The sequence below is a fragment of the Kitasatospora sp. NPDC059571 genome (assembly GCF_042735675.1).
Classification (GTDB): domain Bacteria; phylum Actinomycetota; class Actinomycetes; order Streptomycetales; family Streptomycetaceae; genus Kitasatospora.
Window position 1 is genome coordinate 18,821 of record NZ_JBHWBW010000014.1, and the last position, 12,561, is coordinate 31,381.

Genomic DNA, 12,561 nt, shown 5'->3' on the forward strand with positions numbered 1-12,561 from the left:
CCGACCCCGGTGGGCGGTGTCGGGGCCCGGGGGCCCGCGCCGCGCCCCCGCCGCGGGCCCGCTCCGGCGGTGTGTCGTACGGGCCTGCCGGTGAAGAAAAGGCCGCCAGCTCTGACGAGCCGAGGCTCCGCAGGTCGATCAGGCCGCAGCGGCGCGGACCATGTCCGCCTGCGGACCCTTCTGCCCCTGGGAGATCTCGAACTCGACCCGCTGGCCCTCCTCGAGGGTGCGGTAGCCGTCCATCTGGATCGCGCTGTAGTGGACGAACACGTCCGCACCACCGTCGACCGCGATGAAGCCGTAGCCCTTCTCCGCGTTGAACCACTTGACGGTGCCCTGAGCCATTCCGAACTCCCCTTGTGCTGTGCTGGCCCTTCACGGGCCCGCACGGTGCGGGCCCAAGGTCTGGTAGGCCGGCCCGAGGGAACCCCCCCTGGACGCAGCCGCGCACGCCGCAGACCCCCGCCCTGTGCCCGGTACCGGGCCCCGCGAGCGGCTGACTGCGTCGACCGCGGCTGAATGTATCCGGACCGGAGCCCTGTGCAACAGAGCCAACTTCGGAGAAATCGAGCACCCCGACAACGGATATGACGGGATGAATGCTGAGGAAAACGGCATTCCCGGCCAGACATAACGGGCAGAAAACGACATAGCGCCGCGTAAATTCTGACGCTCTCCTGACAGGTCCGGGGCCGGCCCGCCGGGCCGCCGTCTCAGCCGGCGGACGGCCGCGGCACTGCCGCCGGGGCCTTGCGTGTGCGATCGACGCGGCGCGGGAGAAACGGGGAAACCGGATCACGGTGGGGCGTATCACGGCTGATCAGGGCGGCGGTACGGTGCGGGGACGCCGTCACCCGGCACTCTACTCCCCTTCGGGACGGTGCAATTCCACCGGCGCTCGAGCGGAACGCCGAGAGCCGCCGGCAGTTCCGGAAATGCGAATTCCGGTCCTGACGGCGGCTCGGGCGGATGCCGGTGCGGGTGCGGCTCAGCAGCCGCCGGCCACCGCCGGGATGATCGACACGGTGGCGCCGTCCTTGATCTCCGTCTCCAGGCCCTCGGCGAAGCGCACGTCGTCGTCGTTGACGTAGACGTTCACGAAGCGGCGCAGCTTGCCGGCGTCGTCCAGGATGCGCGCGGAGATACCGGTGTGGTTCTGCTCCAGGTCCGCGATGACGGCGGCCAGGGTGGCGCCCTCGGCGCTGACCTCGGCCGAGCCGCCGGTGTAGGTGCGCAGGATGGTCGGGATGCGGACGTTGGCGCTCATGTGGGTCTCCTTGGCGGAAAGGGGTGAGGGCTGCTCAGGCGAGGCCGGCGGCGCGGAAGGACTCCAGCGTCGGTCGGATGGTGGCGGTCAGTCCGGCGTCGGCCACCGCGTCGAGGGTCTTCAGGCCGTCGCCGGTGTTGATCGCGACGGTCTCCTTCGACGGGTCCAGCTGTCCGGTCTCGACGAGCTTCTTCAGCACGCCGATCGTCACGCCGCCGGCGGTCTCCGCGAAGATGCCCTCGGTGCGCGCCAGCAGCTTGATGGCGGCCACCACCTCGGCGTCGGTGACGTCCTCGACGGCACCGCCGGTGCGGCGGGCGATGTCCAGCACGTACGGGCCGTCGGCCGGGTTGCCGATCGCCAGCGACTTGGCGATGGTGTCCGGCTTGACCGGCCGGATCACGTCGTGGCCGGCCTTGAAGGCCGCGGAGACCGGCGAGCAGCCCTCGGCCTGGGCGCCGAAGATGCGGTACGGGCGGTCCTCGACCAGGCCCAGCTTGATCAGCTCCTGCAGCCCCTTGTCGATCTTGGTGAGCTGGGAGCCCGAGGCGATCGGGATGACGATCTGCTCCGGCAGGCGCCAGCCGAGCTGCTCGCAGATCTCGTACGCCAGCGTCTTGGAGCCCTCGCCGTAGTACGGGCGGAGGTTGACGTTGACGAAGCCCCAGCCCTCGCCGGCCGGGTCGCCGATCAGTTCGGAGCAGAAGCGGTTGACGTCGTCGTAGTTGCCGTCGATGCCGACCAGCGCGCCGCCGTAGACCCCGGCCATGACGATCTTGCCCTGCTCCAGGTCGTGCGGGATGAACACGCAGGAGTTGAAGCCGGCCCGGGCGGCGGCCGCGCCGACCGCGCCGGCCAGGTTGCCGGTGGAGGAGCAGGAGAGGGTGGTGAAGTCGAAGGCGCGGGCGGCCTCGATGGCGCAGGCCACGACCCGGTCCTTGAAGGAGTGGGTCGGGTTGCCGGAGTCGTCCTTGACGTGCAGCTGGGCGGTGAAGCCGAGCTCGCGGCCGAGGTTGTCGGCCTTGACCAGCGGGGTCCAGCCGGGGTTCAGGTTGGGCTTCGACGCGACGTCCGCCGGGACGGGCAGCAACGGGGCGTAGCGCCAGATGCTGGCCGGGCCGGCCTCGATCCGCTTGCGCAGTTCCTCGGCCTCGTAGCCGGCGTAGTCGTAGGCGATCTCCAGCGGGCCGAAGCACTCCAGGCAGGCGAAGCTGGGGCCGAGCGGGAAGCGGGTGCCGCACTCCCGACAGGACAGGGCGGCGGCGGGGCCGAGGTCGACGGTGTCGGCGGGTGCAGGGGTAGCGGTAGCCATGGTGGCGGAGGCCTCTCTCCTCATCTTCCCCGTGGTGCGGTCGCGCCACGGGCCGGAATTGGCACCTGTCCCGCCGGGGCCTGCAAGCGCCGCGCGAGAAGGTTGCCGGGACGTCGACGGGCCGTTCCCTCAGTCCCTCTGGATGAGCTCTGTGAAGTTGTGGGTCCTGCTCTGCGGCGACCCCGGCGTGCGATGGTCGGGCCGCAGTACGAAGACTGTATCCGAAGGCCCGAGCCGTGAGGCCCCTTGTCCGATCCGCGAGATGGAAGTTACGAGGAGCGAGACCGTGACCGACCAGCCCCGTCCCGACGTCCTCCCGGAGGTGGCGTCCTGGCTGCGCCGCCGCTCCTGGACGGCGGCCGACCGCCCGGTCGAGCGGCTGCTCGCCGCGAAGCGGGCGGCCGGCCCGGACGGCACGGTGAGCGTGGTGCTGCCGGCGCTGGACGAGGAGCCGACCGTCGGCGAGATCGTGGCCGCCGTCCGCACGGAGCTGATGGAGCGTCTGCCGCTGGTCGACGAGCTGGTGGTGGTCGACTCCGGCTCGGTGGACCGCACCGCCGAACGGGCCCGTGCGGCCGGCGCCCGGGTGGTGCACCGGGACGATCTGCTGCCGCGGGTGCCGGCCGCGCCGGGCAAGGGCGAGGTGCTGTGGCGGTCGCTGCTGGCGACCTCCGGCGCGATCGTCTGCTTCGTCGACGCGGACCTGCGGGAGTTCGACCCGGCGCTGGTGGCCGGCATCGTCGGCCCGCTGCTCACCGACCCGGGGATCCAGCTGGTCAAGGCGATGTACGACCGCCCGCTGGAGACCGAGGGCGCGGTGGTGCCGGCCGGCGGCGGCCGGGTCACCGAACTGGTCGCCCGGCCGCTGCTCAACCTGCACTGGCCGCAGCTGGCCGGCTTCGTCCAGCCGCTCGGCGGCGAGTACGCGGCCCGGCGCTCGCTGCTGGAGCGGCTGCCGTTCCCGACCGGCTACGGGGTGGAGCTCGGCCTGCTGGTGGACGCCCTGGAGGAGGTCGGCCTGGACGCGCTGGCCCAGGTGGACGTGGGGGTGCGCCACCACAGGCACCAGGACGGCCAGGCACTCGGCCGGATGGCGGCGACCATCTACCGCACCGCCCTGGAGCGCCTGGACCGCAGCCACCGGCTGAAGGCCTCCGCGGACCTGGTGCGGCCGATGCTCACCCAGTTCGACCGGGACCCGGAGGGCCTCGGCTTCACCGGGCACACCCACCCGGTCACCGCGCTGGAGCGGCCGCCGATGCGCACCGTCCCGGAGTACCTGGAGCACCGGGCGTTTCCCTGAAGTTCACGGGCCGCCGGCCCGCGGTCCGCCGCCGGATGGTTTGCGCCCCCGGCCGCGCGGCAAGCTAGGGAATATGGCCGATCTCGCGTTCGAACCCCCGAAGCCGTCCGGTGCCGCCCCGATCCTGGTGGCCTCGAATCGCGGCCCGGTGTCCTTCAGCAGCGAGGACGACGGCACGCTGACCCTGCGCAGAGGCGGCGGCGGACTGGTCTCCGGGCTGTCCGCGATCGACGACCCCTCCGCGGTCTGGGTGTGCGCCGCCCTCGGCGACGCGGACCGGCAGGCCGCCCGGCAGGCCCCGGACGGCCGGCTCGACCTCGCCGGGTACGACGTGGGCGGACAGGCCGTCCGGATGCTGGACATCGAGCCCGGCACCTTCGCCCGCGCCTACAACGGCATCGCCAACTCCACCCTGTGGTTCGTCCACCACCTGCTGTACGACACGCCGGTCTCCCCGGTCTTCGACGACCGCTTCCGCCGCGAGTGGGAGTCGTACACGGCGTACAACACGGCCTTCGCCGAGGCGCTCGCCGCCGAGGCCGCGCCGGGGGCGGCCGTGCTGGTGCAGGACTACCACCTCTCGCTGGCCCCGGCGCAGCTCCGCGAGCTCCGGCCCGACCTGCGGATCGGGCACTTCTCGCACACCCCGTGGGCCCCGCCGGAGTACTACCGGATGCTGCCGGACGACGTCGCCGCCGCCGTGCTGACCGGCATCCTCGGCGCGGACCGGGCCGGGTTCCTCACCGAGCGCTGGGCGCTGGCCTTCGCCGACTGCTGCGCCGCCGTACTGGGCGCCGAGGTCGACCGCGCCGCGATGACCGTCACGTACGCGGGCCGCACCACCCGGCTCGGGGTGCACGGCCTCGGCGCCGACGCGGACTTCCTGCGGGAGCGCTCGCGCCGGCCGGACGTCGACGCCCGGCTGGCCTCGCTGCGCGAGGCGGTGGGCGACCGGCGGACGATCGTCCGGGTCGACCGCACCGAGCTGAGCAAGAACATCGTCCGCGGCCTGCTCGCCTACCGGCACCTGCTGCGCACGCGCCCCGAGTGGCTGGACCGGGTGGTGCACATCGCCTTCGCCTACCCGTCACGGCACGACCTGCCCGAGTACCGGGAGTACACGGCGGCCGTGCAGCGGATCGCGACCGAGATCGTCGACGAGTTCGCCACGCCCTCCTGGCAGCCGCTGATCCTGCACGTCAACGACGACTTCCCGCGGTCGCTGGCGGCCTACCGGCTCGCCGACGTCGCCCTGGTCAACCCGATCCGGGACGGGATGAACCTGGTCGCCAAGGAGGTCCCGGTGGTCTCCGACAACGGCTGCGCGCTCGTTCTGTCCCGCGAGGCCGGGGCGCACGCGGAGCTCGCCGACGACGCCGTCACGGTCAACCCGTACGACGTGGTGGAGACCGCCGAGGCGCTGCACCGGGCGCTGACGATGCCCGACGGCGAGCGCGCCGACCGCACCAAGCGGCTCGCCGCGGCCGCCACCGCGCTCCCGCCCCAGCAGTGGTTCCTGGACCAGCTCAACGCCCTGGGCTGAGCTCCCCGGCGATCGCCGCCAGCAGTGCCACCACGCCGGCCGGGCCCGGGACGACGAGGTCCGCCCGGTCGGCGAGGTCGCGCACGGGCTCCTCGCCGGTGGTCGGCCCGCTGCACACCAGCAGCCCGGGCAGGCCGTCCGCCCGGCGCTCGTCGACCGCCGCGTAGGCCGGCAGGTCGCCCAGGTCGTCGCCGGCGTAGAGCACGGTGCGGGCGGGCCGCTCGGCCAGGAAGGCGGTCAGCGCGGCGCCCTTGTCCACCCCGGGCGGGCGCAGCTCCAGCACGAACCGGCCGGGCTCCACGACCAGGCCGTGCGCGGCCGCGAGCGCGGCCAGCGGCTCCCGCAGCCGGTCCATGGCCTGCTGCGGTTCGGCCGTCCGGCGGGTGTGCACGGCGAGCGCCCGGCCCTTGTCCTCCGTCCAGGTGCCCTCGGGCGCGCCCTCGTCCGCCAGGACGGCGGGCAGCGCCGCCCGCACCGCGGCGACCCCGGGCGGCGGCTCGGGCGCGGACAGTTCGCCCGTCCGGGCCTCCCAGCGCTCGGCGCCGTACTGCCCGAGCACCGTGAGGTGCTCCAGCCCCGGCACGTCGCGAAAGCCCCCGTACTCGACCGCGAGGTGGGCCGGGCGGCCGGTCACCACGACCACGGCGGCCAGGTGCGGCGCCAGCGCGGAGAGGGCGGCGGCGGCCTCCGGGTGGGCGCGGGCACTGTCCGGGTCGGCGACGATCGGCGCCAGCGTGCCGTCGAAGTCCAGTGCGACCACCCCCTCGGCGGGGGCGGCCAGCAGTGCCGCCAGGCCGTCCCGCCCGGCGGCGGTGTGCGGTCGGAAGTCCTCGGTGATCCCCATGTCCTGGACGCTACCCAGCCCGGGCGGGCGGATACCCGGACGCCGGGCCCCGTCCGGCCCCGGGACCTACCGCTCGGCCCGGCGCCGCTCGCGGATCCGGCGCAGCCGGTTGACCAGGACGGGTTCGGCGGCGAGGGCCTCCGGCCGGTCCAGCAGCGCGTTCAGCAGCTGGTAGTACCGGGTGGCGGAGACGTCGAGCTCCTCGCGGATGGCCCGCTCCTTGGCGCCGGCCGTCCGCCAGGGCCGGGCCTCCAGGGCGAGCACCGCGCGTTCGCGCTCGGTCAGGTCGGCCATGGCCGCGTCCACCTCCTCTTACGGGGTGTCATTCTGCCCGGCCGGTGCGACACACTCTGCCGTCGCGGCCCGGGTCGGCTCCCGGTTAGCGTCGCTCCATGACCTTCGTGCTGCACGTCCCCGACGCCGAGCTGGAGCCCGAGCCGCTCGATCCCGCGCAGATCGTCTCCGGTACGCCGGAGGTGACCGGCCGGGTGCTCTGGAGCTCCCCGGACGGCCGCGAGCTGCGCGGCCTCTGGCAGATCACGCCGGGCGTGGTGACCGACACCGAGGCGGACGAGCTGTTCGTGGTGCTGAGCGGCCGGGCCACCATCGAGGTGGCGGGCGGCCCGACCCTGGAGGTGGGGCCGGGCGACGCCGCGGTCCTGCGGGCGGGCGACCGGACCACCTGGACGGTGCACGAGACCCTCCGCAAGGCGTACGCGCTGACCGTGTCCTGACCCGGCGGGCCCGGGCCCCGGGGGGCCTACCCCTTGCGGGCCCGGGCGGCCTCGGTGGAGGCGGCGGTCTGGAGGGCGGCGAGCGCCTGGTCGCCGTCGTCCTTGACGGCGTTGCCGATCTGCTTCTTGACCATGCCGCTGACCTTGTCCCAGGACGGGTCGCCGTACGGGTAGAAGTTGGCGGTCGGCAGCGCGTTGAGGAACTCCGCCAGGTCCGCGTGCCGCCCGTTGGAGGTCATCTCCTGGCGGGTGTCCTGGGTGACCGGCAGCAGGTTGTACTGCTCGTCGAACTTGAGCTGGTTCTCCTGCTCGTACAGGAAGTTGAGGAACTTCTTGATCTCGGCGCGGTGGCCGTTGGCCTTGAACGCCATGATCCAGTCGGCGACGCCGAAGGTGGCGTCCTTGACCGAGGCGTCGCGGCGCGGGATGGCCGTGGTGCCGTAGTCGATCTTGGCCGCGACGGCCTTGGCGACCAGGCCCGGGTGGCCGTTGAGCATCGCCACCTTGCCGGCCGCGAAGTCGTTGAACGCGGTCTTGCGGTCGGTGGCGGCCGGGTCGGCGTAGGTGAGGTGGCGCTGCACGAGGTTGGTGCGCAGCCAGGCGAAGGTGGCCCGGTTCTGCGGGGTGTCGATGGTGTAGTTGCCCGCGTTGTCGGCGAGGGCGCCGCCGCCGCCCATGGCCCAGATCATCGACTCGGCCTGGGACTCCTCCGGGCCGAGCGGCAGCGCGTACGGGATGACCCCGGGCACCTTGGACTTGATCAGCTCGGCGTCGCGCCGCAGTTCGTCCCAGGTGGCGGGGGGTGCGGTGATGCCGGCCTTGGCGAAGACGGTCTTGTTGTAGAAGAAGACCCGGGTGGAGGCGACGAACGGGATGCCGTACTGGCTGCCGAGCACCTGTCCGGCCCGGGAGAACGCGTCGATCATGTTCGCCTGGGCGTCGATGGAGAGCACGTCGGTGGCGGGGTAGAGCCGGCCCGCGGCGACCTGGTCGGCGAAGCCGCCGGTCTGCACGAGGTCGGGGGTGTGTCCGGACTTCAGCAGGTCGGCGACGTGGTGGTCGATGTCGCTCCAGCTCTGCAGGTCGACGCTGACCTTGATGTCCGGGTTGGCGGCCTGGAAGCGCTGCACCACGTCGTCCCAGAAGTGCGAGGTGCTGTTGGCCTCGGTGTCGCCGTAGTCGGCGGCGACCAGCGTGAGGGTCACCGTCCCGCTGAGGCCGTCGACGACGCCGCAGCCGCTGAGCAGCAGGACGGCGGCGGTCGCGGCCGACAGGCCGGCGCGACAGGAGGTGCGCAGCGGGCGCTTGCGGGCAGGAGTGTTCAACGCGGTACCGCCTTCGGGAGGGTGAGCGGCGGCCACCCTCCCAAGCTCCCGCACCGGTGGTCCAGACCTCTTTGGCCGGTAGTTATCGAAGTGGCGGATGACGTTGCATCAGGTGCAACCGGAACCGGGCGAATCCGGACTGTTCGGCCACCCGTTCAGACCGTGATCACCTGAAGTCCGGCCTCCGTGAAGGCCCGCGCCACGTCCGGGTCGGCCCCGGAGTCGGTGACCAGGGTGTCGATCGCCTCCGCGCCGCAGATCCGGGCGAACGCCCGCTGGCCGAGCTTGGAGGAGTCGGCGGCGACCACCACGCGGCGGGCCCGGTCGGCGAGCAGCCGGTTCACCCCGGCCTCGCCCTCGTGGTGGGCGGTGGCGCCGTGCACCACGTCGAGCGCGTCCACGCCCAGCACCGTGACGTCGAGGGCGAGTTCGCCGAGCACCAGCCCGGCCAGCGGGCCGATCAGCTCGTAGGACTGGGGGCGGGCCACCCCGCCGGTGACCACGATCTTGACCTGCGGGCGCACGGTCAGCTCGTTGGCGATGTTCAGCGCGTTGGTGACCACGGTGAGACCCTGGCCGGGCCCGCTCTCCGGCCGCTCGGTGAGCTCGGGGCGGACGGCGAGCGCGCGGGCCACCTCGGTGGTGGTGGTGCCGCCGTTGAGGCCGACCACCTCGCCGGGCGAGACCAGTGCGGCGACCGCGGCGGCGATCCGCTGCTTGGCGTCCGCGTGCCGGGCGGTCTTGTAGCGCAGCGGCAGGTCGTAGGAGACGTGGTGGGCGACCGCGCCGCCGCGGGTGCGGGTGACCATCTGCTGCCGGGCCAGCTGGTCGAGGTCGCGCCGGATCGTGGCGGCGGAGACCTGGAGGGCGTCGGCGGCCTCCTCGACCTCCAGCCGGCCCTGCTCGGCGAGGAGCTCCAGCAGGGCGTTCCACCGCTCGTACCTGGACACGCGTGCCACCCCTCCTGCGCCGGTGTCGGATTCGCTGCGCGCAACTGCGCGAAGCCTGCACAGCTTTGCACACCGGGTGCGCGGTGCGCCCCGGCGGCGGCCGCTCCGCAGGGCCATCCTCTCGCATTATTGCGCAGAGCTGCGCGAAAGAGCTATAAATCAATCACCTTCACGCAGTTCCGCGCCGTTCAGCCCGAGGAGCCGCTTCATGTCCCAGCCATCCGTGACCGCCGAGGAGCTCGCCACCCAGCCCGCCGACTGGCGCGCGGCCGCGGCACTGGCCGCCGGTTCGCTCGCCGACCTGCCGCAGCCGGGCGAGCGGGTGGCCGTGGTCGGCTGCGGCACGTCCTGGTTCATGGCGCAGGCCTATGCGTCACTGCGCGAGGCCGGCGGGCACGGCGAGACCGACGCCTTCGCGGCCTCCGAGTTCCCGTACGGCCGCCACTACGACCGGGTCCTGGCGATCAGCCGCTCCGGCACCACCACCGAGGTGCTGGACCTGCTGCGCCGCACCGGCGCGCCCACCACGGCGATCACCGCGGACCCGGCGCAGCCGGTCGCCGCGGTGGCCGACCGGGTGGTCGACCTCGGCTTCGCCGACGAGCGGTCGGTGGTGCAGACCCGCTTCGCGACCTCGGTGCTGGCGCTGCTGCGGGCGCACCTGGAGCTGGCGGGCGCGCTGCCCGGCGGCGTCCGGGCGGTCGCCGCGGCCGCCGGCGACGCGCAGGGCGCGGTGGCGGCGGAGGTCCCCGCGGAGCTGGCGGCCTGCGAGCAGTTCGCCTTCCTCGGCACGGGGTGGACGGTCGGGCTGGCCCAGGAGGCGGCGCTGAAGATGCGTGAGGCCTCGCTCTCCTGGACGGAGGCCTACCCGGCGATGGAGTACCGGCACGGGCCGATCAGCATCGCGGCTCCGGGCCGCGCGGTCTGGGTGTTCGGCGAGCTGCCGGACGGGCTGGCCGCACAGGTCGCGGCGGCCGGGGCTCTGCTGGTGTCCGACTCGGGCGCAGCGGGCATCGATCCACTGGCCGACCTGGTCCGGGTGCAGCGGCTCGCCCTGGCGATCGCGGCCGCGCGCGGGCTGGACCCGGACCGGCCGCGGAACCTGACCCGGTCCGTGGTGCTGGGCTGAGACCCGGCCGGGTCGGGCGACCGGAGGGAGGGCGGCCGGGGCAAACCGGCCCAGCAGGGCCTGAACAGCGACAAACCTCACTCTCATGGACCAGACCAATCACGCAACTGGACTAGACCTCTCCAGCCGGCTCAAGGGAGACTGTCCCCCGTGAAGCACGTCATCGCACTCGATGTGGGCGGTACCGGCATGAAGGCCGCACTGCTCGCCCAGGACGGCTCCGTGCTGTCGGAGGCACGCCGGCCGACCGGGCGGGAGCAGGGCACGGACGCCGTGGTCGCCGCCATCCTCGACTTCGCCGCCGACCTGGCGGACGAGGGCCGCGCCCGCTTCGGGTGCGCGCCCCTCGCCGCCGGCGTCGCCGTGCCGGGGACGATCGACGAGAAGAACGGGATCGCGGTCTTCTCGGCCAACCTCGGCTGGCGGGACCTGCCGCTGCGCAAGCTGCTCGGCGAGCGCCTCGGCGGCCTGCCGGTCGCCCTCGGCCACGACGTCCGCTCCGGCGGGCTGGCCGAGGGCCGGATCGGCGCCGGCCGTGGCGTGGACCGGTTCCTGTTCGTCGCGCTCGGCACCGGCATCGCCGGCGCCATCGGCATCGGCGGCCGGATCGAGGCGGGTGCGCACGGCTACGGCGGCGAGATCGGCCACGTGGTGGTCCGCCCCGGCGGACCGGCCTGCGGCTGCGGTGCCCGCGGCTGCCTGGAGACCCTGGCCTCGGCCTCCGCGGTCTCCCGGGCCTGGGCCGCCGCGAGCGGCGACCCGGAGGCGGACGCGGCGGCCTGCGCCGTCGCGGTCGAGGCGGGCGACGAGCGCGCCGCGGCGGTCTGGCAGAACGCGGTGGACGCCCTCGCGGACGGCATCGTGCTGGCGCAGAGCCTGCTCGACCCGTCCACGGTGATCGTCGGCGGCGGCCTCGCCGAGGCTGGTGACACGCTCTTCACACCCCTGCGTTCGGCGGTGAGCAAGCGGCTGACCTTCCAGATGCCGCCCCAGGTCGTCCCGGCCATGCTCAGAGACACCGCCGCGTCCCTGGGCGCGGGTCTGCTCGCCTGGGATCTGCTCTCCATGGAGGTGACCGCGTGACCAGCGCGGAGCGTACTGCACTGGCCGGCGCCAGACTCGTCCTGCCCGACGGCGTCGCCGAGCACGGCCGGATCGTCGTCGAGGGCGCGCGGATCGCCGCCCTGGGCGGGGACACCGGACCGGGCGACCTCGACCTGACCGGGTACACGGTCGTCCCGGGCTTCGTCGACCTGCACGTGCACGGCGGCGGCGGCGCCTCGTACGCCTCCGGCGTGGCCGAGGAGGCGCTGACCGCGGCCCGCACCCACCTGGCGCACGGCACCACCACCACCGTCGCCTCCACCGTCACCGGCGAGATCGACGAGGTGTGCCGCCAGGCCGCCGTGCTCTCCGAGCTGGTCGAGGACGGCGTGCTGGCCGGCGTCCACTTCGAGGGCCCGTTCATCTCGCCCGGCCGCTGCGGCGCGCACCGGCCGGACCTGCTGCGCGACCCCGACCCGGCGCTGGTGCGCAAGGTCGTGGACGCGGCCCGCGGCCATGCCCGGATGGTCACCCTCGCCCCCGAACTGCCCGGCGGCCTGGAGTCGGTGCGGATGCTCGCCGACCTCGGGGTGATCGCGGCGGTCGGCCACACCGACTCCGACTACGCCCTGACGCTGGAGGCCGTCGAGGCCGGCGCCACGGTGGCCACCCACCTGTTCAACGCGATGCCGGGCATCGGCCACCGCGACCCCGGCCCGATCGTCGCCCTGCTGGAGGACGAGCGGGTCACCGTCGAGCTGATCAACGACGGCGTCCACCTGCACCCCTCGGTGCTCGACCTGGCGTACGGCACGGCCGGCGCCGGCCGGGTGGCGCTGATCACCGACGCGATGGGCGCCGCCGGCATGGGCGACGGCCTGTACCCGCTCGGGCCGCTCCAGGTCCGGGTGGCGGACGGCGTCGCGCGGCTGGTCGAGGGCGGCTCGATCGCCGGCTCCACGCTCACCCTCGACGTGGCGTTCCGGCGCTCCGTCACCGTCAACGGCCTGTCCCTCGGCCCCGCCGGCGCGGGCCGGGGCCCCCGCGCCGCCCGCCCGCGGGGGGGGGGGGGCGCCCCCCCGGGGGGGGTGTGGGGGCCCCTGGCCCCCC

Annotated in this window: 13 protein-coding genes and 1 riboswitch; of the genes, 6 read left to right on the plus strand and 7 right to left on the minus strand. The window is 73.9% G+C overall.

Translation table 11 applies throughout. From position 1 onward, the window contains the following. Positions 1 to 138: 138 nt before the first annotated feature. The 3 genes from ACFV0G_RS03810 to thrC form a co-directional block, all read right to left on the minus strand. The gene (locus ACFV0G_RS03810) at positions 139 to 345 is read right to left on the minus strand and encodes a cold-shock protein (protein ID WP_100888966.1); all 207 of its coding nucleotides are present in this window, start codon (positions 343 to 345) and stop codon (positions 139 to 141) included. Positions 346 to 988: 643 nt separating this feature from the next. Then, a complete protein-coding gene (locus tag ACFV0G_RS03815) occupies positions 989 to 1,267 on the minus strand; it encodes a ubiquitin-like small modifier protein 1 (protein ID WP_380541075.1) in 279 nt (92 codons plus the stop codon). A gap of 34 nt (positions 1,268 to 1,301) precedes the next feature. Further along, complete coding sequence (gene thrC, locus ACFV0G_RS03820) at positions 1,302 to 2,579, minus strand: threonine synthase (protein WP_380541078.1); 1,278 nt, start codon at positions 2,577 to 2,579, stop codon at positions 1,302 to 1,304. Positions 2,580 to 2,596: 17 nt separating this feature from the next. Then, a riboswitch (SAM riboswitch) is annotated at positions 2,597 to 2,728 on the minus strand. A 137-nt stretch (positions 2,729 to 2,865) separates the two neighbouring features. Here thrC and ACFV0G_RS03825 point away from each other — a divergent pair. Continuing rightward, a complete protein-coding gene (locus ACFV0G_RS03825) occupies positions 2,866 to 3,882 on the plus strand; it encodes a glucosyl-3-phosphoglycerate synthase (protein ID WP_380541081.1) in 1,017 nt (338 codons plus the stop codon). A 73-nt stretch (positions 3,883 to 3,955) separates the two neighbouring features. Then, positions 3,956 to 5,425 carry a trehalose-6-phosphate synthase gene (locus tag ACFV0G_RS03830; protein WP_380541085.1) on the plus strand — a complete coding sequence of 490 codons (1,470 nt, stop codon included), beginning with the start codon at positions 3,956 to 3,958 and terminating at the stop codon, positions 5,423 to 5,425. Here the strand turns inward: ACFV0G_RS03830 and otsB are convergent. Continuing rightward, positions 5,409 to 6,269: a trehalose-phosphatase gene (gene otsB, locus ACFV0G_RS03835; protein WP_380541088.1), complete on the minus strand. Its 861-nt coding sequence runs from the start codon at positions 6,267 to 6,269 to the stop codon at positions 5,409 to 5,411. The two genes, ACFV0G_RS03830 and otsB, sit on opposite strands and share 17 nt — an antisense overlap. Before the next feature lie 66 nt (positions 6,270 to 6,335). Continuing rightward, positions 6,336 to 6,563 carry a DUF3263 domain-containing protein gene (locus ACFV0G_RS03840; protein WP_380541092.1) on the minus strand — a complete coding sequence of 76 codons (228 nt, stop codon included), beginning with the start codon at positions 6,561 to 6,563 and terminating at the stop codon, positions 6,336 to 6,338. A 98-nt stretch (positions 6,564 to 6,661) separates the two neighbouring features. Here ACFV0G_RS03840 and ACFV0G_RS03845 point away from each other — a divergent pair, with 98 nt between their 5' ends. Beyond that, positions 6,662 to 7,003: a cupin domain-containing protein gene (locus tag ACFV0G_RS03845; RefSeq protein WP_380541095.1), complete on the plus strand. Its 342-nt coding sequence runs from the start codon at positions 6,662 to 6,664 to the stop codon at positions 7,001 to 7,003. Between the two features lie 26 nt (positions 7,004 to 7,029). Here the strand turns inward: ACFV0G_RS03845 and ACFV0G_RS03850 are convergent, their stop codons facing one another. Then, complete coding sequence (locus ACFV0G_RS03850) at positions 7,030 to 8,328, minus strand: extracellular solute-binding protein (RefSeq protein ID WP_380541098.1); 1,299 nt, start codon at positions 8,326 to 8,328, stop codon at positions 7,030 to 7,032. 155 nt (positions 8,329 to 8,483) lie between these two features. Further along, positions 8,484 to 9,278, minus strand: a complete 795-nt coding sequence (locus ACFV0G_RS03855; protein WP_380541101.1) for a DeoR/GlpR family DNA-binding transcription regulator — start codon at positions 9,276 to 9,278, stop codon at positions 8,484 to 8,486. Between the two features lie 208 nt (positions 9,279 to 9,486). Between ACFV0G_RS03855 and ACFV0G_RS03860 the strand changes: the two genes are divergently transcribed. From ACFV0G_RS03860 to ACFV0G_RS03870, 3 genes are all read left to right on the plus strand, one after another. Continuing rightward, positions 9,487 to 10,407, plus strand: a complete 921-nt coding sequence (locus ACFV0G_RS03860) for an SIS domain-containing protein (RefSeq protein WP_380541104.1) — start codon at positions 9,487 to 9,489, stop codon at positions 10,405 to 10,407. Between the two features lie 150 nt (positions 10,408 to 10,557). Next, complete coding sequence (locus ACFV0G_RS03865; protein WP_380541107.1) at positions 10,558 to 11,490, plus strand: ROK family protein; 933 nt, start codon at positions 10,558 to 10,560, stop codon at positions 11,488 to 11,490. After that, the coding region (locus ACFV0G_RS03870; RefSeq protein ID WP_380541110.1) for an N-acetylglucosamine-6-phosphate deacetylase at positions 11,487 to 12,561 on the plus strand (1,075 nt) is incomplete at its 3' end. The genes ACFV0G_RS03865 and ACFV0G_RS03870, both read left to right, overlap by 4 nt.